Origin of the sequence: Brevibacterium samyangense, assembly GCF_039529845.1 — a bacterium.
Taxonomy (GTDB): domain Bacteria; phylum Actinomycetota; class Actinomycetes; order Actinomycetales; family Brevibacteriaceae; genus Brevibacterium; species Brevibacterium samyangense.
In genome coordinates this window covers 52,024-73,885 of sequence record NZ_BAAANO010000035.1, presented here as the reverse complement: position 1 = coordinate 73,885, position 21,862 = coordinate 52,024, and the positions used below count along the sequence as shown (strand labels likewise).

Sequence of the window (21,862 nt, the reverse complement as noted above, 5' to 3'; positions counted from 1 at the left end):
CAGGATTTCGGGAACCGTCAGCGGTTCCCCGGGACACCGGAGGGCGACTCCGGCGGTCCCACGGGCCCCGGCCTCGGATGCACGTCACGCGTGCGACCGGGCCGGGGTTCCGTCATTCACCAGGTGCCGTTTCTCACGTGTGCCGTCTTCCCGGTCGTCGCACTCCGGTCTTCACACTCGCCGTTGTCGCACTTCGCCGTCTTTCTCACCCAGGGGGAACCCGTCATGACGTCCACGCCGCACGCATCCGGAGCGGGATCCACAGCGGGATCCGACGCAGCAGCGCCCACCGGGGCGCTCGTTCCCGCGGTCGCGGAGCCCGATGCGCGTGCCCACCATCTCTCGCTCGTCTTCCACGAGCCCGAGATCCCCGGCAACTCCGGCAATGCGATCCGCCTGGCCGCGGTCACCGGAGCGCACCTCCACCTCGTCGAGCCGCTCGGTTTCGACATGGGCGACACGAAACTGCGCCGTGCCGGGCTCGACTACCACGACCTCGCGCACGTGACGGTGCAGCCGGACATGGAAGCGATGTGGTCGGCCGTGGAGGGGCGCCGCGTACTCGCGTTCACCTCCCACGCGGACGTGACGCTCGCCGAGGTCGCGTTCCGCGACGACGACGTCCTCCTCTTCGGGAAGGAGTCCGTCGGCCTGCCCGACGAAGTGCTCGACGATCCGCGCGTCGACGTTCGGGTACGGATCCCGATGCAGCCGGCCCGCCGATCGCTCAACCTCGCGAACTCCGCGTCGATCGCCGTGTACGAGGCGTGGAAACAGTTGGGGTACCCGGGCGGGGAGTGATCCGGGCTCCGGTGCCACGAGTGCCCGGGTGGGGGGGCGCCTCGGCGGGTGGGGATCGGCGTGCCGAGATGAGCCGTGGGCGGCGGGTGGTCGCGCCTCGGCAGTCTGGCCCACCGAACTGCGTGATTTCTGGCTCATTCCTCTGGTCCAGTCGGGCGTACGATGAGGTGCTCCGAAATCCTCGTCGAAAGGACGACTCCCCATGGCGCCTCGCGCTCTCACCTTCGCCGGATCCGACGTCTCCGGCGGTGCCGGTATCGCTGCCGACCTCAAGATGTTCGAGGAGTACGGCGTCTTCGGCGCGTCGGTCCTCACCTGCATCGTCACGTTCGACCCGCAGAAGGGCTTCGAGCACGCGATGGAGTTCTTCTCCGAGGACGTCGTGCGCACGCAGCTCGAATCCGCGCTCGCGATCCACGACTTCGACGTCATCAAGTCCGGCATGCTCGGAACCGTGGAGTCGGCACTCGTCCTCGCCGAGCACGTGAAGTCGAACGAGCTTCCTTATGTGCTCGATCCCGTTCTCGTGTGCAAGGGGGCCGGCACGATGGTCGACCTCAAGGACCTGTTCGTGCAGAACCTCGTGCCGCACGCGACAGTGGTGACGCCGAACCTCGAGGAGGCCGGCACCCTCGCGGGGATCGGTGAGATCACCGACGTCGAGGGGATGCAGGAGGCCGCCCGGGTCATCCACGGCCAGGGTGCGAAGAACGTCATCGTCAAGGGCGGGGCACGTCTGGCCGGCGGTGACGCGATCGACGTCATCTTCGACGGGCAGACGTTCACGACGCTCACGACCGGCAAGGTCAACAACGAGCTCGTCAACGGCGCCGGATGTTCCTTCGCGTCCGCGATCGCTGCAGGCGTCGCCACCGGGCTCGACATCGTCGACGCCGCGGTGAAGGCGAAGACGATCGTGGCCCACGGCATCGCGAACTCCGTGCCGAACGCGATCGGAGTGAACTCGCTGCTGCACCCCGCCGCACGCTGCCACGCGACCGGGGAGATCACCGTCACCGTGGGGTGATTCCCGGCGGCGTGGGTATGCGCCTGCACCGGGGGTATGAGCTTCCACCGGGGGTGTGCACCTGCCGGTCGGTGAGTGGCGCGAGGCGCGGGAACGAGTTCTGCTCGTTCCCGCGCCTTTCGTGTGCGCCGTGGAGCCCGCGTGCGTGTCGGCACCCCCATCGTGCGTGCGAGACGGGCGTCGTTGTCCGAGAGCTGCATGTCAACGCTGACGACGGCGGTCGGTGACGGCGGCATCGCCGGACTTGTGTCCGTGCCTCCTGCAATGATGGTTCCAACGAGCAGGAGTCGGACATCAAGACTGATATCCGATTCGTGAATCGGAGATTCCGGAGTCCTCGACGGCAGGACTCCCGGGTATCCGCCCCGAAGGAGGTGACCGACATGACGACCGACCACTCCGCCACTCACCCGAGCCCTGACGTGAACCCGAGCTTCGATGTGCGTCGCCATGTCGTGCCGACCCGGATCGACACACACGTCAACGCCCTCGGCGGCAGGCGCCTGGCCCGCCTGGCCGCGAGTGCTCTCGCCGAGGACCGGGCACGCAGTGCACGCATGCGGGACACGGCCGAGTACCTCGTCGGTGAAGTCCTCCACACCCTCCACCCCGTCCCCGAACTCGGTGCGCCCACGGCAGAACACGCCATGGCCGAGGAAGCACACCGGGCCACCGTCGCGTTCACTCACGGGGAGAACGCCCTCGATGTCCTCCGGCGCGAGAACACTCCGTGTGATCCTCGGGACGACTCCGGTCCGCACGCGTGCGTTGCCGGTACCGGCTGCGAGGTCCCGCAGGACCTGGCTCTCGAGGTCGCGACGATCATCGAGACGCTCGACCGGTGGGCCGCCGTGGAGACCGCAACCGAAACCCTCCGCGAAGCACGCTCACGCGTCACCGCAGCGCAGGCGGAGCTCAGGGAGGCCGAACGGGTCCGTACTCTGACGCTCGCGCAGCAGGTCAAGCCCGAACGATCGGGACGCGAACGGTCCGTGGCAGCTGTTCCTGTTCGGTCCGTGGACGCAGTGTTCACCGAACTGATCGAGCAGGCACGGCAGCGTTCTTCGGGAGTGGGCCCGAACGGAATGCGCTACCGGGTGCGGCGTTGCGAACCCGGATGGGTCCTCGACGACTGCCGGTTCACCACGAGGTGGCCGCGGTCACCGCACTCGGCTCGCGCGGGGACAGTGCGTCCGTCCGCTTCGCAGCAGGCCACCGGTCAGGCTTCGTCGTCCTCGGATCTCTACCGGCACATCACCGGCCCGTATCACGCCCGCCGGCATATCCGGGCGACACAAGCCGCGTACGCGTCCGCGCGTGAGCGCCTGGCCGAAGCGAAGCGCGTTCTCACCACACTGGCCCCGACGCCCACCACCGGAATGGCTGCCGTGCCGAAGGAGAATCACAGTTCCGCACTGGGCGGCGATGCCTCCCGTCCCGCCGAGTACGACCGCACCGACTCGGGCATCAGCCCCGACGAGGACACCGCGGGGCTCGTCATGCCGGCGTTCCCGTACCTGCGCCCGTCGACGAGTGTCGCCATGTGGGTGCGGGCCCACGTCGATACCGCCGACCACGCGGTCATCACCGTGCTCACCGGACTCACGCATTCTCGGGCGCAGGCGTACGCCCGCGACGCGATCACCCTCGCCTACGGGCTCCCGACCTTCTTCGCCCGCGCCCTCAACGGAGAAGTGCCGTTCACGTTCGTCGAGGCAACCGGACGTCTCACCCGCGCCCTGCCGGCGTCCTGCCTACCGAGGTTGGATGCGTTCCTGGCCGGGAAGTCCGGAGCGATCAAGCTCGACTCGTTCACCAAAGCACTGCGACAGGAGATCGCCGCCCTCGGTGTTCTCCCGGAACGGGACAAGGAGATCCGGGAGCGCCGGAACGTGCAGTTCTTCGCCAATGGCGACGGCTCGGGCACTCTCACCCTCACCGGACCGTTGTTGGAGACCCAGGCCTGCTACCGACGTCTCGAGGGAATGGCACGGGCCATCAAGAACGGCACCACCGAGGTGTTCCCCGAGATCCCCGCAGGTGCCCAAGTCCTGGACGATCGGTCCATCGGTGCGCTCATGTTCGACGCGGTCATGGGCATGCGCCCGACCCTCACCCTCCACACCGCTCCGACCGCAGCAGCCGGCAGCACTGCCGCCCTTCGGGGTGACGGCGCTGGGGTGCGGCGGGGATCGTGGGTGCGGAACCTCACCCCGGCGGAGACCGACGCGGTCCTCACCGGCGCCCTCGACCCGAGAACCCTCACCGCCCACGGCACTTCCGGCACCACGGATCACTCCCACGTCTCGCACGGCGCAGCTCATTCGGACGGGGAAGCTCGTCCGGACGGGGCGCCTCTCCCGGAAGGGGCGAACAGCGCGACTCATTCGGACGGGGCAGCTCTTCCGGGTGGGACGAACAGCGCGGACGAGCCGATGAGAATCGTGATCGGTCTGCCGGACTCCCGCCGGTTCCTGTCCCAGCAGGCGTCGGTGAACGTCACCGTGCCGTTCCTCACGCTCACCGGGAAGGCGGACCTGCCCGGCACGCTCGCCGACGGGTCCCCGGTGCCGGCTTCCATCGCCCGCCGGTTCGCCTCCGGAACGCGCTCGTGGTGGAGGATCCTCACCGACCCGGCCACCGGCACTCCGCTGGATGCGAAAGCCCGTAGATACCGGGTGACGGAGGATCTTCGACGCACGCTGCAGGTGAAGTGGCAGACCTGCGCCGGCCCGGGCTGTACACGTCCCGCGGTGGTGTGCGAGATCGACCACGTGAACCCCTTCGACCAGGACGATCCGGACTCCGGTGGGCCCACCGTGTTCTCGAACCTCCAACCCTTGTGCAAGGAGCATCATCAGGCGAAGACCGACGGGCGGATATGGGCGGTGAACCTCCCCGACGGCACGAAGCACTGGATGCTGCCCTACGGGCACACCTGGACCGTCGTATCTCCTGAACGCCCCATCGACGCCGCCCATGCCCGCCGGTTCACCGCGAACGATCGCACCGGGGATGACGCCTGCGCGGAAACCAGCACTGGCACCGACACCGGCACTGACTCCGACGCCAGCACCGACACCGGCACCGGGCCTGTCGCCGGCGACGACGCTGCGCTGCGCGCCGAACTGGAACCTCTGTCCGATCGGCAGCTGCTCGAGCTCCGCACGCGAGCGGCCGGGGAGGAGGGCTCCGCCTCGGAGGCAACCCGGGAGGCATTACGGGCCGCGAAACGGGCATCCTTGGCCCGCCTGGAAGCACAGGAGGCCGAGGACGTGGCTCGCTCCGCGCTCGCCGAGGCTCGGCGTCTGAGCGCCGAATGCTCTCGTCGGATGCGGATGATCCGGAACGAACTCGAGTCTCGTCGTCGCGCTCGACGTGAACGAACACGGACGGAGCACGAACGTGCGCGAGCAGAACTCGATCGAACTCATGCGGATCGGGAAAGATTACGGCCCGGATTCGAACCTTCCCGGAGCGACCACGGCCGGCCGACAGCGCCGACCGGAGCGGCAACCGAGCATCGGTCGGGATCTGCACCTGATCGGACCGATGGGACTGCCACCGACAGTACTGCCACCGACGGCACTGTCGGGGGCGGCCCGCCCGACCCGTTCGACTCCGGTGTCCGATTCCGATCCGACGACCCGCCATCTTTCTGATCACCTCGCCGGGTCGGTCCGGTGGGCGCCCGCACGTCCACCCCGACCCTGATGCCGACGGTGCCCGCGATCCTGCTGCTGACCGGCTACCCCGACCCCGCCGATCCCGCCGTTTCGCGCCGTTCCGGTCCGGCACCTCGGCCCTCCGCACAGACCCTCCATCCCGTCCCTCCGAGAAGCACGAGAACCCTGATTTTGGGTGCCTTTAGAGTAATTGGATTCCCGATTCGGAGCCCCTGCCCGTGCCACCTGCACGCTTGCTCGTTTCGAACACGTGTTCGATAATGGAGGTATGTCCGCCGAAGCTCTCGCACAGCTCTCACGCCTCCCGGGGATCCGGCCGGCGTCGGAGCTGTCCCTGGGCAAGGAGCCCTTCCCTGCGGACCCACCACTGCATCCCGTCTTCGTCCGGGGAGGCCTTCCCCGCGGGGAGATCGTCCAGATGACCGGGGACCGCGCACTCACCTTCGCCCTGGCCTCTGTCGCCGCGCTCACCCGGGACGACCTCTGGACGTGTGCCATCGGGCTGGGGGAGCCTGCCGTCGCGACCCTCACGGATCTCGGCATCGACCTCGGCCACTTCGTGAACCTCGCCACCCCCACTCAGGACTGGCTGCGTGTCACTTCGATCCTCGTGGAATCCTTCGACGTCCTCCTCGTGCGTCCCGGCTACCGCACCACCGCCACCGAACGCAGTCGTCTCGCCGCCAAGGTGCGCGAACGCCGGAGCAGCATCGTCGTGCTCGAGCCCTTCGCCGGCACCACGGAGCAACTCACCGTCTCCGCCGGTCACTGGGACGGCACCGCACACGGCGCAGGGCGCCTCGAGCACTGCACCGTGACCGTCCACTCGTCGCGCACCGGCAGTCACGCACTCCTCCTGCCCGGCCCGAGCGGCCGGGTCCAAGCAGCTCCGGCCCGCCTGCCGCAGGGCAACCCGGCGCGGCCGTACGGCGTTCCCGTCCCGGCGGGCACTCCCTCCCCGGAAGGCGCTCCCGTCCCCGCACCCGAGGCGCCCCGCACCTCGGTCCCGGCCAGTACCTCTCCTGCCGCCGTCCCCCCTGCCGCCGTCACTCCTGCTCCCGACTCCACCTCTCCCGGTCCCACTCCTCCCGCCTCCGCCACCCCGGACGGGAACCGCGAGGCTCCCGACGCCATGGCACCACCACGTCCCGTGCTCACCGCGGTCGACGGAGGGCGCGCATGAGCAGCCGCACTCACCGCATGCCGTCCGCCTCCCCAGCCACCTCCCTCTCCACGGACGCCATCACTTCCAGGGACCCCATCACTTCCACAGACCCCACCGAATCCCCGGATCGTACGGGCCCCACGCACCCCGCGAACCTCACGGAACCCACCGGTCCCGCCGGCACTGCGGACCCCACTGGACCCGCCCACCGCACTCTCGTCCTGGCGGTTCCCGACTGGCCGTGCACGGCCGCGGCGATCGACCTCGGGATCGGCGCGGACGAACCGCTCGCGGTCCTCGGCAACGGCCGGATCACCGCGAGCAATACGAGCGCCGGGCATGCCGGGGTGCACATCGGCCTCGGCAAGCGGGCCGCGCAACTGCGGTGCCCGCGGATGCGCCTCGTGGCCCGGGACGAGGAGCGCGATCACCGGGTGTTCGCGGCCGGCATCGGGGTCCTCGAGGGGCTCGTCGCCCGGTTCTCGCTCCTCGCCCCGGGCACCGTGAGCATCCCCGCGTCCTCCCTGCGCCGCAGCCACCCCACCGAGGAAGCCGCGGTCGAGGAACTCCTCACCGGCCTCACCGACCGCACCGGCTGGGAGTTCCTCCCCGGGCTCGCGGACACCCCGTTCGCCGCCCTCATCGCGTCCCGCACCTCGACCCGGGTGGCACCCGGACGCACCGCGGCATTCCTCCACGGTGTGCCCGTCACCGTGCTCGCAGAGGTCGATCCGGAGGCCTTCGCCCCGCTCGTTCCCGTGTTCGAACACCTCGGTCTGCGCGCGCTCGGTGATCTCGCCGCGCTCCCGGCGGCGGACGTGGCAGCCCGGTTCGGGGAGGCCGGGACCCGCGCGCACCGCCTCGCCGCCGGCCTGCCCGACCGCATGCCGATCGACCACGTCCGGGCACGGGAGTACCGGGTGGAGTCCGCTGTCGAACCCGCCACCGGCCGCAGCGACGTCCTGTCCTTCCACGCGCGCTCACTCGCGACCGAACTCCTCGGTCGGATCCGCGCAGCCGGCCTCGTGTGCACGCAGGTGACGATCGGACTCACCGCGACGACGGGGGAGGACCACCGGCGTACCTGGCGCATCGAGGACATGAACGAGTCCACGGTCGCCGACCGCCTCCGCTGGCAGTCCGAGGGCTGGCTGCACACGACGACCCCGGCTCCGGGCGGAGCCGGCGCCTCGGAGGCCGGCAGCGCTGCGACGGGCGCCGAGTGGGAGACCGACGCGCCCGACGGCATCAGCGCGATCTCCCTCGCTGCAGCCGAACTCCTTGCCCCGCTGAGCACCCAGCGCAGTCTGTTCGACCAGCACCCCGGTCAGATCGCGCACACGCTCGAACGGGTCCAGGGACTCTTCGGCGCCGACTCCGTCCTCGTGCCCGCCCTCCAGGGCGGCCGGGACCCCGCGGAGACGAACCTCTGGACACCGTGGCAGCAGACCCCGCACCCCGTCCGGGACCCCGAGGCGCCCTGGCCCGGGCAGATCCCCGCACCTCGTCCCACCCTCGTCGAGCACACACCGGTGGACCTGCTCGATGCCCACGGGAACATCGTGATCGCGCGTCCGTCCGGGCTCGACAACGCGCCGGCGTTCCTCCGCGTGCCTGCAGCCGGTGACCGACCGCGGTTCTCCACCCGCATCACCGACTGGTCCGCCACCTGGCCGGTCGAGACCCGCTGGTGGGATCCGGAGACCGCGCAGTACCGCGTGCGCCTCCAGGTGGTCGACGCCGAAGGGCGCGCTTTCCTCCTGTGCAAGGAACAGGGCCAGTGGTACCTCACCGGGCGGTACGCATGAGGAGCAGCGCTCCTGGGATGCGGCACCTGTGCCGGCGCGCGGAGACCTGCCCGCGGACAGGGGGCACGCCGGGGAACAGAGACGCGCCGGCGAGCAGTGGCGTGTTGGACGGAGAAGCGTCGGGAACAGGGCCACCCCGCGAACAGGGTCTGCGTGACGAGCGGAGAAGCGTCGGCGAGCGGAGACGCGGTGGCAGGTGCCTTCGCACGCAGGAGAGCACTGACGAACAGGGTCACGCAGGCGCCCACAAGGCACTCCGACGAACAGAGCCGACAGCACTATCCCGAGAAGACAGCACTATCCCGAGAAGACAGCGCCGCGTTGAGAAGAACGAGGACGACGAGGAAGGAGCACCACGATGGGTTTCAACAATCCGCGGACACCGTGGAACGAGCTCGCGCGGAAACTCTCCGTCCTCAGCGGCAACGCGGACGCCCTCGCCGCCGAGACCCGGGCGAAGCGTGCGCGTGAGGAAGCGGCTGCGCAGGAGGAGGCTCACGAACGCGCCTCGTCGGAGCGGGATCCCGAAGCATTCCACGACGGGGCGGAGAACCATCGGGCCGCACACCGCAGAATCCGCGACGAGCCGATCATGCCGGTGTCCGTGGGCGAGGGCGGCTCCGATCGCCGCAGCCGGTATGCGAAGAACCCCGCCGATGAGGGCCTCACCACCGAGAACACCGCCACCGAGAACACTGCGGGCGAGAGCACTACCGGCGAGCGCACCGCCACCGAGGGCCGCACCCCCGTGAACATCGGGGGCGAGGGCACTTCCCCGGGGCACGCTGTCCCCGCGGGAGCCGACGGTTCCGATGCTCCCGCGTTCTCCCGCCCGGACCGGTACCTGCTCCGGCGTACCCCGCCCGGCGCCCCCGGCAGTGCCGGTACGGGCCGTGCCCAAGGCGCACACATCGACCGCGCCGACAGCGACACCTGCCCCGACCGTCCCACCCCGGGCACGTCCTCCACCGTGCGTCGGCCACTCACCACCGGCGTTCCCTGGGCGGAACTCCACGTGCACTCGGACTTCAGTTTCCTCGACGGTGCCTCGGAGCCGGAGGAGCTCGTGACCGCGGGAGCCGAGGCCGGACTCGAGGCTCTCGCCCTCACCGACCACAACGGTCTGTACGGAGTCGTCCGGTTCGCGCAGGCCGCGGCGCGGGTGGGACTGCCGACCGTCTTCGGTTCCGAGCTCTCCGTCGGACTCACCGAACGCATCCCCGGTCAGGTGGACCCGGAGGCCCTGCACGTGCTCACGCTCGCCCGTGGGGTCGACGGATACCGCCGGCTGTCGGCCGCGATCACGACTGCGAATCTGCGCGGTGAGAAGAACCGCCCGGTGTTCGACCTCGAGGAACTCGCGGAGACCTCCCGGACGCACGGGGACTGGTGGATCCTCACGGGGTGCCGCAAGGGACTGCTCCTGCCGCACCTGGACGACGCGGACGGGGGAGTGGCGGCACTCCGGCGGATCGTCGGGATGTTCGGGCGGGACAACGTCGCCGTCGAACTCACCCGCTCGGGTGTACCCGAGGACGACGCCCGGATCCGCCACCTCGAGGAGCTCGCCGCCCGGTTCCACCTGCCGGTCGTCGCGACGAACGCCGTCCACTACGCGACCAGGTCCCGGTTCCGCAACGCCCAGGTGCGGGCCGCCGTCCGCTCCCACCGGTCCCTCGACGAGGTCGCCGGATGGCTGCCGCCGACCGCCACCGCCCGCATCCACACGGGGGAGGAGATGGCCCGCCGGTTCTCCCCGAAGGCACTTGCCGGGGCCGTCCGCCTCGCCCGGGACTGCGCGTTCATCCTCACCGCGGCGAAGGCCGGACTCCCCGCCGCCCCGATCCCTGCGGTGCCCACCGAACCTGCGCACACCGCAGCTGCGCACGCCGAACCCGGGCACACCGGCCTCACTCGCACGGCACCCGCAGAACCGCACGACACAGCCCTCATCACCAACGCATCCACCACCGAACCCACCGCCCTCGACCGCACCACCGCACCTCTCACCGAGGCCGAGTACCTCCGACAGAAGGTCACCGAACGCGGCCTCGAGCGCTACGGCACCCGGGAGGAGAACCCGCGGGCGTGGGACCTCCTCGACCGGGAGCTGCACACGATCGAGTCGATGGGGTTCTGCGGGTACTTCCTCATCGTGTTCGAGATCGCGGAGTACTGCCGGAAGAACGACATCTTCTGCCAGGGCCGCGGTTCGGCGGCGAACTCCGCGGTCTGTTACGTCCTCGGCATCACCGCCGTCGACGCCGTGAAGTACGGACTGCTCTTCGACCGGTTCCTCTCACCGGACCGTGAGGGCTACCCGGACATCGACATCGACATCGAGTCCGCCCGTCGTGAGCGCGTCATCCAGCACGTGTACGAGCACTACGGACGGGACCGGGCGGCACAGGTCGCGAACGTCATCACCTACCGGGCGAAGTCCGCGGTCCGGGACGCCGCCTCGGCACTCGGGTACGAACCCGGCCAGCTCGATGCGTTCTCCAAGGGACTTCACCGCTGGTCGAGCCTCCCGGACCCGGAGGACACGCACGTGCCCGCCCCCGTTCTCGCAGTGGCGGGCGACCTGCTGAACACCCCGCGCCACCTCGGGATCCATTCCGGCGGCATGATCCTCGCCGACCGCCCGATCGGGGAGGTCGTCCCCATCGAACCGGCGACGATGCAGGACCGGACGGTCGTCCAGTGGGACAAGGACGACTGTGCGGCCATGGACCTCGTGAAGTTCGACCTCCTCGGCCTCGGCATGCTCGGGGCCCTCCACGAGATGGTCGACCTCGTCGAGAAGCACACGGGGGAGCGGATCGACCGGGCGGCCCTCGGGCAGGACGACCCGAAGGTCTACGACATGCTGTGCAGGGCGGACGCGATCGGTATCTTCCAGGTCGAGTCCCGTGCTCAGCTCGCGACCCTGCCCCGCCTGCGGCCACGGGAGTTCTACGACCTCGCGGTCCAGGTCGCCCTCATCCGACCGGGCCCCATCCAGGGCGGGTCGGTGCACCCGTACATCCGCCGGCGACAGGGGGAGGAACCCGTCGAGTACCTCCACCCGCTCCTCGAGAAGTCCCTCGGCCGCACCCTCGGGGTGCCGTTGTTCCAGGAGCAGCTCATGCAGATGGCGATCGACATCGCCGGGTTCTCCGGAGCGGACGCGGACGAACTCCGCCGGGCCATGGGGTCCCGCCGCTCCGCCGAGCGCATGCGGCAGCTGCGGGAGAGATTCATGCGCGGGTGCGCGGAACGCGAGGTCCCACCCGAGGTCGCCGAGGTCGTCTTCGAGAAGATCGCCGCCTTCGCCGACTACGGGTTCCCCGAGAGCCACGCGATCAGCTTCGCGAACCTCGTGTACGACTCCGCGTGGTTCAAGCGTTACCACCACGCTGCGTTCACCGCCGGGCTGTTGCGGTCCCAACCCATGGGGTTCTACTCACCCCAGTCCCTCATCACCGACGCGCGCCGCCACGGCGTCGTCATCCTCCCGGTCGACATCAACGCCTCGCAGGCACAGGCGGACCTCGAACCGCACCCGGACTCGGCCGGGGGCCTCGCGATCCGCATCGGCCTCGCCTCGGTGAAGCACGTGGGGAAGGACGTCGCCGAGGCGATCGTCGCCGCCCGGCAGGAGGCGCCCACCGCCTCGGGCCGGCCCTTCACCTCGATCGCGGACGTCGCCCATCGCACGGGTGTCGAGGTCTCCGTCCTCGAGGGCCTCGCGCACGCCGGTGCCTTCGAGTCCTTCGGACTCGACCGCCGGCAGGCGATGTGGGTGGCCGGATCGCTCTCGGGGGCGGGGCCGGACGTGCTGCCGGGCACCTCGCCGGTCATGCACGCCCCGACGCTGCCGCTCATGGACGACTTCGACGTCACCCTCGCGGAGCTGTTCTCCACGGGGCTCACGGTGGACGGGTACCCGACCGAGCAGCTGCGGGAGGCGCTGCGGGCGCGGGGGTACGCCTCGACCCGGGACGCGCAGCGGACCGCCGACGGTTCCCGGATCACGGTGGCGGGGATCGTCACGCACCGGCAGCGGCCGGCAACCGCCTCGGGGATCACGTTCATGAACCTCGAGGACGAGTTCGGGATGCTCAACGTCGTGTGTACGCCAGGGCTCATGAAGCGGTTCGCCCCGGTGTCGCTCACCCGCAACACCCTCGTCGTCACGGGGCAGTTGCAGCGCTCGGACAACGGGAGGGGTGACGTCGTGAGTCTCTACGCGCACAAGCTCGTACCCCTCGACGTCCAGGTGCCCACCCGCTCGCGCAACTTCCGGTGAGCGGGTGCCGGAAACATGACGCCCCGTGACACTTTCATGACGGGGCCCGGTGTCACACTTCATCGCACTTCCTAGGTTGGGGGCACATCTCCACCGCACGTCTCCGCCTCCCGCATTCGCCCGAGGACCCGAGGACCACCCAGAGGAGCACCATGACTGCCGACACCGCACGCACGGAACACACCTTCGAGACCCGCCAGGTCCATGCGGGGCAGACCCCGGATCCGGCGACCGGTGCCCGCGCCCTGCCGATCTACCAGTCGACGTCCTTCGTCTTCGACTCCGCGCAGACGGCGGCCGACCGCTTCGCCCTCGCCGACCTCGGCCCCATCTACACCCGGATCGGGAACCCCACGGTCGAGGTCGTCGAGAACCGGATCGCGGACCTCGAGGGAGGCGTCCAGGCGCTGCTCCTCGCCTCCGGTCAGTCCGCGGAGTTCCTCTCGATCGTGAACGTCGCGGAGTCCGGCGACCACGTCGTCGCGAGCCCCAGCCTGTACGGCGGCACGTACAACCTCCTCGACGTCACCCTCCGGAAGTTCGGGATCGAGGTCACCTTCGTCGAGGACCCGGACGACCTCGCGGCCTGGACCTCCGCCGTCCGCCCGAACACGAAGGCGTTCTTCGCGGAGACCGTGTCGAACCCGCGTTCGGACGTCCTCGACATCCGGGGTGTCGCGGATGCCGCCCACGCCGCCGGGGTTCCCCTCATCGTCGACAACACGCTCGCCACCCCCTATCTCGTGCGTCCCCTCGAACACGGTGCGGACGTCGTCGTGCACTCGGCGACGAAGTACCTCGGCGGGCACGGCACCGCGATCGCCGGAGTCATCGTCGACGGCGGGACCTTCGACTTCGCACAGGATCCGGAGCGTTTCCCCGGGTTCAACACCCCCGACGACTCCTACGGCGGGCTCGTCTACGCCCGCGACCTCGGTCCCGACTCCCCGTTCGGCGCGAACGTCTCCTACGGGATCAAGGCGAAGGTGCAGCTGCTGCGCGACCTCGGTCCGGCAGCCACCCCCTTCAACGCCTTCCTCATCGCCCAGGGCCTCGAGACACTCAGCCTGCGCGTCGAACGGCACGTCGAGAACGCCCTCGCGGTCGCCCGGTTCCTCGAGGAGCACCCGCAGGTCACACACGTGAACTACGCGGGTCTGCCCTCGAGCCCCTGGTACGAACGTGGTCGGCAGTACCTCCCGAAGGGCGTCGGCTCGGTCCTCTCCTTCGACATCGCAGGCGGCTACGACGCCGCGGTCGCCTTCGTCGACGCCCTCGAGCTCCACTCGCACGTCGCGAACGTCGGGGACACCCGTTCCCTCGTCATCCACCCCGCCTCGACGACGCACTCGCAGGTCGCACCCGAGGCGGCCCTCAAGTCCGGCGTGACCCCCGCCCTCGTGCGCCTCTCGGTCGGCATCGAGGGCATCAGAGACATCCTCGCGGACCTCGAGCTCGGCTTCGCCGCCGCGGCACAGGTCGAGGGTGCGGCTGCATGACCGTCGTCGGACGCACCGCCGTCGCCACGCTCCCGGACTTCCGCCTCGAATCCGGCTACGTCTTCGACGAGATCACGATCGCGTACGAGACCTTCGGCACCCTCAACGCCGACCGCTCGAACGCGGTGCTCGTCGAGCACGCGCTCACGGGGGACGCGCACGTGACGAGCGGGGTGGCGGAACCGGCGACGGCCGAACACCCGGGCTCCTTCGCCCCCGGCTGGTGGGAGGACCTCGTCGGTCCCGGCCGACACATCGACACGAACGAGTTCTTCGTCGTGTGCACGAATGCGCTCGGCGGCTGCAACGGCACGACCGGGCCGACCTCGACGCACCCGGACGGACTGCCGTACGGGTCACGCTTCCCGTCGGTGACGATCCGCGACATGGTGAATGCGGAACTCGCCCTGGCCGACGAACTCGGGATCGACACGTGGCACGCGGTCGTGGGCGGCTCCATGGGCGGCGCCCGGGCGCTCGAGTTCGCGGCCCAGGCACCGGCCCGCGTCGGAAGGCTCACGGTACTCGCGGCCCCCGCGTACTCGGACGCGGACCACATCGCGTGGGCACACACCCAGATCCGGGCGATCGAACTCGATCCGGACTTCTGCGGCGGCGACTACCAGGCTCTCGGCCGGTTCCCGGAGGCCGGCCTCGGGATCGCCCGGCAGATCGCGCACCTCACCTACCGCTGCGATGCCGAGCTCAACTCCCGGTTCTCGAACGCGCTCCAGCACCCGAAGCCCGTCCACGTGGACGACACGTACTACTCGATCCAGAGCTATCTCGACCACCAGGCCCGCAAACTCGTGAATCGCTTCGACGCCCAGTCCTACCGGATCCTCACGCAGGCGCTGCGCGACCACGACGTCCGCCGGGGCCGGTCGACGGACCTCGCCGAGGCGCTGGCCGGCATCACCGCCGAGGTCCAGGTCCTCAGCATCACCTCGGACCGGCTGTACACGCCCCGGCACGTGGCGACCCTCGCCGAGGCGCTCCCCGGCAGCCCGACCCCCGTGAGTATCGAGTCGTGGGCCGGGCACGACGGGTTCCTCACGGAGGCCGCGCAGATCGGTCCGCACGTGACGGGGTTCCTCACCGCTGTGTAGAACGCGACTTCGCCTTCTTCGCCGCCTTTTTCCGCTCCGCGTGGAGCACCTTCTCGTCGACCGGGTGGTCGGCACGGGCACGGGCCTGCCGGTAGTACTCGCGGGCCTCGTCCTGCCGTTCCTTCTCGATTCCCGAGGAGATCGTCGCCCGGCGGTGCTCCTGCCCGTACCCGAAGGCCTCGACGAGCGGCAGCGCATCGGCGGCGAGCTTCGCGCACAGGCGGTCGATCGTCGGACCGATCTGCCGCGCCCGGTTCATCGACAGGCGCCCGTACATGATGTGCCAGCCGAGGTGCTCGTCGATGAGCGAGAGCCCGTGGAGGTCGCGGAGGCGACGGAACACGGTGGTCTCGGGCGCCTCGGGGTGGTCGTCCCGGAAGGCGCGGAACGCGCGGTCGAGTGCCTGCCACTTGCGGAGCTCGACGTAGGCACGCGCGGTCTCGATGAGGAGGTTCTGGTTCTCGTTCACGAGCGCGGCGGCCTTCTCCGCGGGCATCCGGGCCGCCGGGCGGAGGTTCCCGGCGAGTTCGGCGACCATCGCCTCGACCCGGCTCTCGAGCAGAGCTTCCTGGAGTTTGCCGGAACGGATGCGTTTCGCATTGAGGGCCGGGGTGAAGACGTCGCCGATCGTGCGGCCGACGTTCGCCATTCCGGAGCGGTAGAGCGAGTGCTCCGCGGCCTGGGTGCCGATGAAGCGCGCGACGCCGCCGATGTCGAGGTGACGGAGCTCCGCCGCGTAATCACCGAGGAGTCGTTTGCCGACGAGCTGGAGCAGCACCGTGTTGTCGCCCTCGAACGTCGCATAGACGTCGAGATCACGGCGCAGTCCGACGAGGCGGTTCTCGGCGATGAACCCGGCACCACCGCACGCCTCCCGGCATTCCTGGAGGATGTCGAGCGCATCCCAGGTGGAGAGGGCCTTGTACCCGGCCGCCTGGGTCTCGAGGAGCTGACGCGCCTCGTCGGAGTCGTCCTCGCCGGAGAACACCGTCTGGAACGACGCGAGCAGGTCGTTGTGCGCGAGCGCGTTCGCCCAGGTGCGCGCGAGCGCCGGCATGAGGCGGCGCTGATGGCGCCGGTAGTCGAGGAGGACGACCTCCTCGGTCTCCTTCGCACCGGTGAACTGGCGACGTTCGAGTGCGTACCGGATCGCGATGTCGAGGCCGAGCTTCGCGCCGACCGTCGACGCGCCGTCGAGGGACACCCGGCCCTGGACGAGCGTGCCGAGCATCGTGAAGAACCGCCGGCCGGGGGACTCGATGGGGGAGGAGTACGTGCCGTCGGGTGCGACGCTGCCGTAGCGGTCGAGCAGATGCGTACGGGGGATCCGCACGCTGTCGAACGCGAACCGTCCGTTGTCGACCCCGCGCAGCCCGCCCTTCGCCCCGTCGTCCTCGACGGTGACTCCCGGCAGGACCTCTCCGGCGTCGGTGCGCACGGGGACGAAGAAGGCGTGGACCCCGTGGTTCACGCCCCGCGTGACGAGCTGGGCGAACACGACGGCGGCCCGGGCGTGGGCGGCGGCGTTGCCGATGTATTCCTTCGTCGCGGCCCGGAACGGCGTGTGGACGACGAACTCCTCGGTGTCGGGATCGTAGGTAGCGGTCGTGCCGACCGCGGCGACGTCCGAACCGTGCCCGATCTCCGTCATCGCGAAGGATCCGAGGAGCTCACCCCGGGCAGCGGGAACGAGCCACGCGCGGTGCTGTTCGGCGTTCCCGAGGTGCTGGATCGCTCCACCGAACAGTCCGTACTGGACACCCGCCTTGATCTGCACGCTCGGGGAGGAGGCGACGAGTTCCTCGAACGCGGCGACGTATCCGGCGTGCTCGTCCTCACCGCCGAGCTCCGGCGGCAGGGGAAGGAGCGGCTGTCCCGTCTCCCCGAGCGCACGCGTGCCCCGGAGGGTCGCGTCGCGGATCTCCGCGAGAGGTGCTTCCTCGTCGATGACGGCACCGGGCTGCCGGACGAACGAGCGGCCCTCGGCACGGGCGGAGGCGTAGTCGCCGTCGAGGACGGCGCGAAGCAGCGTGGGATCGATTGTCATGAGGGTTCTCCTGCGTGGGTGGAGGGATCAGGACTGCTGGGTGGCGTCGTGGACACCCGGTGGGATCGTCGGGTGGTCACCTGCGTGCGAGTTCCACACCCAGGTGGTGACGTGGTGCGTGAAGACGTCGATGTCGACGGAGAGCGCGGGACGGTGCTGAGCCCGTTCGACCAACCACTGCTGGGTGCAGGCGCGGACGAATCCGAGGGCACCGAACGCCCACAGCCGCTCCCGCGCCTCGTCGAGGCCGAGGCGTTCGGCGAGCAGATGAGTGACCGAGGTGAAGAAGTCACGGCCCGCCTCGTCCCCGGTGGGAAGGACGACGGCGTCGCAGAAGGTGTAGACGGCGGGGGAGCCGGCGGCGAGGCGTGCGAAGGCGCGGATCATCGCCGCGAGCGCCTCCCGCGGTTCGTCGGCGTGCGCGCCCGCCGCGTCGATCTCGCGGCGGATCACCCGCATCGCCCATTCGCCCATGGCGAGCTGCAGGCCCGCGCGGTCACCGAAGTACCGGTAGAAGACGGTCTTCGTCGTCCCGGCGCCGGCGGCGATGACGTCCATGGGGGCGTCGGGGCCGTGTTCGGCGAGGACGGCGCGGGTGGCGCGGAGGAGTTCCCGACGCCGGAGACGGCGGTGGTCGTCCCACCGCGAACTCCGACCGTCGGCTGTGACGGGTTTCATGAGACCGACGGTATCAGGTACGGTCGGTAGCGGAGAACCGTTCGTGCACCCACGTCCTCGCTCACCCTTTCCTCACACCGATGTCTGGAGACCCCATGACCGATCGAACAGCTGTGATCCTCGGCGGCAATCGCATTCCCTTCGCCCGCTCGAACAAGCAGTACGCGCGGGCGTCCGCGCAGGACATGCTCACGAGCGCGCTCGACGGGCTCGTGGCCCGTTTCGGGCTCGCCGGGGAGCGCCTCGGCGAGGTGGCGGCCGGTGCCGTGCTCCGTCACACGAAGGACCTCAACCTCACCCGCGAGGCCGTGCTCGGTTCGGCACTGTCCCCGCAGACCCCGGCCTACGACCTCGGCCAGGCCTGCGCGACCGGACTCGAGGCCGTCGTCCAGATCTCCCAGAAGATCCGCCTCGGGCAGATCGAGGTGGGCATCGCCGGTGGCACCGATTCCGCCTCGGACGCACCGATCGTCGTGAGCGAGGGCCTGCGCGAGGCGCTCCTCGGGCTCATGCGGGCGAAGACCGTCCCGCAGAAGCTCACAGCACTCTCCCGGATCCGCCCGACCGACCTCGCGCCGCAGGCGCCGAACACCTCCGAGGCCCGCACCGGGCTCTCGATGGGCGAGCACCAGGCCGTCACGACCGCCCAGTGGGGCATCAGCCGCGCCGATCAGGACGCCCTCGCGGCCGCCTCCCACCAGCGCCTCGCCGCGGCCTGGGACTCCGGGTTCTTCGACGACCTCGTCACCCCGTTCCTCGGCGTCACCCGCGACACGAACCTCCGGCCCGACTCGACGGTGGAGACCCTCGGCGGGCTGAAGCCGGTGTTCGGTCTCGGGCTCAAGGCGGAGCCGACGATGACCGCCGGCAACTCGACGCCGCTCACCGACGGTGCCTCGACCGTGCTCCTCGCGTCCGAGGCGTGGGCAGCCGAACACGGTCACGCACCGCTGGCGAAGCTCGTCGACGCCGAGGCGGCCGCCGTCGACTTCGTCCACGGCGCCGAGGGGCTCCTCATGGCACCGGCGTACGCGGTGCCCCGTCTGCTCGCCCGGAACGGACTCACGCTCCAGGACTTCGACGTCTACGAGATCCACGAGGCGTTCGCCGCGACGGTCCTCACGCACCTCGCCGCGTGGGAGTCGGAGGAGTTCTGCCGGACGAAACTCGGGCTGCCCGGCGCGCTCGGTTCGATCGACCGGGAGAAGCTCAACCCGCTCGGTTCCTCGCTCGCGGCCGGTCACCCCTTCGCCGCGACGGGCGGGCGGATCATCGCCTCGGTCGCGAAGCACCTCGAGGAGACGGGGAAGAAGCGCGCACTCGTGTCGATCTGCGCGGCCGGTGGACAGGGTCTCGCTGCGATCGTGGAGGCGGTGTGATGAGCAACTTCCCGAAGAACCACGCGGCGAAGAACTCCGATGCCTACCTCTCCCTCGTGAATGGGCCGCTCGGGCGGATCACGAAGTCCCTCGGCCTGCCGGCGCCCGTTCCGCTTCGCCGTTTCGACGCAGAGGATCCGCACGGTGGGTTCCTCACGGACCCGGTCCTCGTGCTCGGCTCGACCCCCGGCGCCGAGTTCGTGGCGGAGCTCCTCCTCGACGAGGGCTGCGACGTGCACCGGCAGCCCGGCGCCAGCACGCGGTTCTCGGCGATCGTCGCCGGTTTCGACGGGCTCTCGGACCCGGGTGAACTCGAAGGAACCTCGCTCGCGATCGGCAGTGCACTGCGGGCGCTCGCGACGTGCGGGCGGGTCGTCACGCTGTCCGACGCGGAGGAGGACGGAGCCTCCGTGGCCGCGAATGCCACCCGCCGCGCAGTCACCGGGATCGTCCGCTCCCTCGCCCACGAGATGCGCAAGGGCTCGACCGCGAACGGCATCGTCCTCGACGGGGTCGCCCCGAGCGCACCCTCGGTGGCGGCCGCTCTGTGGTTCCTCCTCTCCGCGAAGTCGGCGTACGTCTCCGGCCAGTTCCTCACCGTCTCCGGGGACGCCGGTTCGCCGGTGACCCGTACGGCCTTCGCGGCGACGGGGACCGCCGGGCCTCTTGCCGGCAGGGTCGCGGTGGTGACGGGCGCAGCCCGCGGCATCGGCGCCTCGATCGCGGAGACCCTCGTCCGTGACGGTGCCGAGGTGTACGGCGTCGACGTGCCCGCGGCAGGTGAGGCGCTCGCACGGACGATGAACCGCCTCGGGGGAGTGTCGATCCAGCTCGACATCACCCGGGCGGACGCGGCCGCCGTCATCGCCGCACGCGTGAAGAAGCCGATCGACGTGCTCGTCCACAACGCCGGGATCACGCGCGACAAGATGCTCGCGAACATGGACGAGGCACGCTGGGCGTCGGTCCTGGGCGTGAACCTGCAGGCGCAGTTGGCGATGAACGCCGGGCTCACGGAGGCAGGAGCCTGGGGCGAGGCGCCCCATGTGATCTCGCTCGCCTCGACCTCGGGCATCGCCGGGAACCGCGGGCAGACGAACTATGCGGCGTCCAAGGCGGGGATCATCGGCATGGTCGCCTCGGCGGCCGAGGAGTTCGCGGCTCGCGGGGGCACGATCAACGCCGTCGCCCCGGGATTCATCGAGACGGACATGACCGCGAAGATGCCGGTGCTCACGCGCCAGGTCGCTCGTCGACTGTCGAGCCTCCAGCAGGGCGGGCTGCCCCAGGACGTCGCCGAGGCGATCGCGTTTCTCGCCTCCGAGGGCGCCGCCGGCATCAACGGCACGACGCTCCGCGTGTGCGGACAGAACATGGTGGGGGCGTGATGAACGCGAGTGGTTCGATGGGGCCCGTCTACCTGCGCGCGCTGCTCGGCGCGGTCCCGGGCCGGAAGAAGAGCTCCCCCCACATGCCGTCACGGGTCATCGAACGGACGCACGTCCTCGACGCCGAGGCGGTCGCCGGGTTCCAACGGGTCGTCGGCGGGCGGGTCCAGGACGTCGTCCCTCCCGCGTACCTCCACGTGCTCGGCTTCCCCGAGAGCATGCGCCTCATGACCGACCCGGGGTTCCCGCTCTCGGTCCTCGGCATGGTGCACATCGCCAACGGGTTCACCGCCCTGCGCGCGGTTCGCGTGGGGGAGTCGGTGACGGTCGCGGTGCAACTCGGTCGCCCGCACGCGCACCCGCGGGGTACGACGGTGCAGGTGCTCGTGAGTGGCACGGTGGACGGCGAGGTCGTGTTCCGTGAGGTGTCGACGTACCTCGCGAAGGGGACGACCCTGCCCGGTGTCGCACCGGCGCTGCCCGAGGAACGCGCGGAGTTCGTCGCGCCCGAGGTCCAGGCGTTGTGGAGACTCACGCCGGAGATCGGGCCGCGGTACGCACGGGTGTCCGGCGACTACAACCCGATCCACCTCAATCCGCTCGCCGCGAAGGCGTTCGGGTTCCCCCGGACGATCGCGCACGGCATGCTCACCGCCGCGCGCGGCTTCGAGGCGGCCGGCGTGCGGGCGGACGCCTTCACCTGGGACGTGCAGTTCGCGAAGCCGGTGCTGTTGCCGGGGAAGGTCGCGTATGCGGTCGTCCCGGCGGATCACGCTGCGGATGTCACCGCGGATGCCGCTGCGTCGAACGGTTCGGGACCGGGCAGCGAGAACGCCGAAGCACCCGTGGCCTACGAGATCTGGAACCCGAAGTCCGGCAAGCCGCACGTGCGAGGGAGGATCACGCCCGCACAGGGGTGAACGTGCGGGGATGAACGTGCAGGGGTGAAAGTACAGGGACGAACCGCACGTGAGCGTCACCACA

General features: G+C 70.2%; 13 protein-coding genes. 11 read left to right on the top strand and 2 right to left on the bottom strand.

Annotated features, from left to right (window positions below; all coding sequences use genetic code 11):
- Positions 1-225 precede the first annotated feature (225 nt).
- The 8 genes from ABD172_RS14315 (at position 226) to metX (ending at position 15,386) form a co-directional block, all read left to right on the top strand.
- Positions 226-801, top strand: coding sequence for a tRNA (cytidine(34)-2'-O)-methyltransferase (locus tag ABD172_RS14315; RefSeq protein WP_344310736.1), 576 nt, complete (start codon positions 226-228; stop codon positions 799-801).
- Positions 802-1,003: 202 nt separating this feature from the next.
- Complete coding sequence (gene thiD, locus ABD172_RS14310) at positions 1,004-1,828, top strand: bifunctional hydroxymethylpyrimidine kinase/phosphomethylpyrimidine kinase (protein ID WP_344310735.1); 825 nt, start codon at positions 1,004-1,006, stop codon at positions 1,826-1,828.
- 383 nt (positions 1,829-2,211) lie between these two features.
- A complete protein-coding gene (locus ABD172_RS14305) occupies positions 2,212-5,490 on the top strand; it encodes an HNH endonuclease signature motif containing protein (protein WP_344310733.1) in 3,279 nt (1,092 codons plus the stop codon).
- A 292-nt stretch (positions 5,491-5,782) separates the two neighbouring features.
- Entirely contained in the window at positions 5,783-6,697 is a 915-nt protein-coding gene (locus ABD172_RS14300) for a porin (RefSeq protein ID WP_344310731.1), read from the top strand.
- Positions 6,694-8,487 carry a Y-family DNA polymerase gene (locus ABD172_RS14295; protein WP_344310729.1) on the top strand — a complete coding sequence of 598 codons (1,794 nt, stop codon included), beginning with the start codon at positions 6,694-6,696 and terminating at the stop codon, positions 8,485-8,487. The genes ABD172_RS14300 and ABD172_RS14295 overlap by 4 nt, the downstream gene beginning before the upstream one ends.
- A gap of 358 nt (positions 8,488-8,845) precedes the next feature.
- Positions 8,846-12,778: an error-prone DNA polymerase gene (locus ABD172_RS14290; RefSeq protein ID WP_344310727.1), complete on the top strand. Its 3,933-nt coding sequence runs from the start codon at positions 8,846-8,848 to the stop codon at positions 12,776-12,778.
- Between the two features lie 152 nt (positions 12,779-12,930).
- Positions 12,931-14,277: a bifunctional o-acetylhomoserine/o-acetylserine sulfhydrylase gene (locus ABD172_RS14285; RefSeq protein WP_344310725.1), complete on the top strand. Its 1,347-nt coding sequence runs from the start codon at positions 12,931-12,933 to the stop codon at positions 14,275-14,277.
- Positions 14,274-15,386, top strand: a complete 1,113-nt coding sequence (gene metX, locus ABD172_RS14280) for a homoserine O-acetyltransferase MetX (protein WP_344310724.1) — start codon at positions 14,274-14,276, stop codon at positions 15,384-15,386. The genes ABD172_RS14285 and metX overlap by 4 nt, the downstream gene beginning before the upstream one ends.
- Here the strand turns inward: metX and ABD172_RS14275 are convergent.
- Positions 15,373-17,433 (bottom strand): acyl-CoA dehydrogenase family protein, encoded by a 2,061-nt coding sequence (locus tag ABD172_RS14275; protein ID WP_344310722.1) that lies wholly within the window; start codon positions 17,431-17,433, stop codon positions 15,373-15,375. The two genes, metX and ABD172_RS14275, sit on opposite strands and share 14 nt — an antisense overlap.
- A gap of 27 nt (positions 17,434-17,460) precedes the next feature.
- Positions 17,461-18,111, bottom strand: coding sequence for a TetR/AcrR family transcriptional regulator (locus tag ABD172_RS14270; RefSeq protein ID WP_344310721.1), 651 nt, complete (start codon positions 18,109-18,111; stop codon positions 17,461-17,463).
- Between the two features lie 95 nt (positions 18,112-18,206).
- Between ABD172_RS14270 and ABD172_RS14265 the strand changes: the two genes are divergently transcribed.
- Genes ABD172_RS14265 through ABD172_RS14255 form a run of 3 tightly spaced genes read left to right on the top strand, consistent with a single transcriptional unit; the run spans position 18,207 to position 21,798 of the window.
- Positions 18,207-19,490, top strand: a complete 1,284-nt coding sequence (locus tag ABD172_RS14265) for an acetyl-CoA C-acetyltransferase (protein ID WP_344310719.1) — start codon at positions 18,207-18,209, stop codon at positions 19,488-19,490.
- On the top strand, positions 19,490-20,878 hold the full coding sequence (locus ABD172_RS14260) for a 3-oxoacyl-ACP reductase (protein ID WP_344310717.1): 1,389 nt from the start codon (positions 19,490-19,492) through the stop codon (positions 20,876-20,878). The genes ABD172_RS14265 and ABD172_RS14260 overlap by 1 nt, the downstream gene beginning before the upstream one ends.
- A complete protein-coding gene (locus tag ABD172_RS14255; protein ID WP_344310833.1) occupies positions 20,878-21,798 on the top strand; it encodes a MaoC/PaaZ C-terminal domain-containing protein in 921 nt (306 codons plus the stop codon). Before ABD172_RS14260 ends, ABD172_RS14255 begins: the two co-directional genes overlap by 1 nt.
- Positions 21,799-21,862: the final 64 nt, after the last annotated feature.

Coding starts and splice junctions, on each gene's coding strand:
- ABD172_RS14255 (WP_344310833.1), top strand. CDS start 20,878: ATGAACGCGAGTGGTTCGATGGGGCCCGTCTACCTGCGCGCGCTGCTC.
- ABD172_RS14260 (WP_344310717.1), top strand. CDS start 19,490: ATGAGCAACTTCCCGAAGAACCACGCGGCGAAGAACTCCGATGCCTAC.
- ABD172_RS14305 (WP_344310733.1), top strand. CDS start 2,212: ATGACGACCGACCACTCCGCCACTCACCCGAGCCCTGACGTGAACCCG.
- ABD172_RS14270 (WP_344310721.1), bottom strand. CDS start 18,111: ATGAAACCCGTCACAGCCGACGGTCGGAGTTCGCGGTGGGACGACCAC.
- ABD172_RS14295 (WP_344310729.1), top strand. CDS start 6,694: ATGAGCAGCCGCACTCACCGCATGCCGTCCGCCTCCCCAGCCACCTCC.
- ABD172_RS14285 (WP_344310725.1), top strand. CDS start 12,931: ATGACTGCCGACACCGCACGCACGGAACACACCTTCGAGACCCGCCAG.
- ABD172_RS14275 (WP_344310722.1), bottom strand. CDS start 17,433: ATGACAATCGATCCCACGCTGCTTCGCGCCGTCCTCGACGGCGACTAC.
- ABD172_RS14265 (WP_344310719.1), top strand. CDS start 18,207: ATGACCGATCGAACAGCTGTGATCCTCGGCGGCAATCGCATTCCCTTC.
- ABD172_RS14315 (WP_344310736.1), top strand. CDS start 226: ATGACGTCCACGCCGCACGCATCCGGAGCGGGATCCACAGCGGGATCC.
- metX (WP_344310724.1), top strand. CDS start 14,274: ATGACCGTCGTCGGACGCACCGCCGTCGCCACGCTCCCGGACTTCCGC.
- ABD172_RS14290 (WP_344310727.1), top strand. CDS start 8,846: ATGGGTTTCAACAATCCGCGGACACCGTGGAACGAGCTCGCGCGGAAA.
- thiD (WP_344310735.1), top strand. CDS start 1,004: ATGGCGCCTCGCGCTCTCACCTTCGCCGGATCCGACGTCTCCGGCGGT.
- ABD172_RS14300 (WP_344310731.1), top strand. CDS start 5,783: ATGTCCGCCGAAGCTCTCGCACAGCTCTCACGCCTCCCGGGGATCCGG.